Genomic DNA, 437 nt, shown 5'->3' with positions numbered 1-437 from the left:
CATCGCGCTGGAGGCGGCGGGCTGGAAGGGCCGGGCCGGCACCGCCATCGCCGGCCGCCCCCGCGAGATCGCCTTCATGCGCGAGATGGTGCGCCTGCGCGGCCCTGAGGGCCTGCGCATCGACCGCCTGCTGCGCGTGGAGGAGGGCGCCGAGGCGATGCTCGCCGCCAGCGTGCTCCTGACCCGCGGCGACACCGCCTGGTGCCTGAAGATCGCCCATGACGAGGACGAGGCCCGGCACTCGCCGGGGGTGCAGCTCGTTCACCGCCTGACGCAGGACATCCTCGCGGACGGGGCGACGAACCGCGTCGATTCCTGCGCGGCGGCGGAGTACCGCCTCGGCGAGATGTTCTGGACGGGCCGCCGGGCCATCGCGCACCGCCTGATCGAGGCCGACGGGGGCGACCGGCTGTTTCCTCTCGCCGCCGCCCTGGAAC

Annotated in this window: 1 protein-coding gene; it reads left to right on the top strand. The window is 74.8% G+C overall.

The features are described from left to right. On the top strand, positions 1-437 hold a 437-nt coding region (locus O7A05_RS34210), incomplete at both ends, for a GNAT family N-acetyltransferase (protein WP_337097817.1).

It is taken from the genome of Mesorhizobium argentiipisi (SeqCode) (assembly GCF_037179585.1).
Lineage (GTDB): Bacteria > Pseudomonadota > Alphaproteobacteria > Rhizobiales > Rhizobiaceae > Mesorhizobium > Mesorhizobium argentiipisi.
The sequence above is the reverse complement of the archived record's forward strand: the minus strand, read 5'-3'. Positions and strand labels throughout refer to the sequence as shown.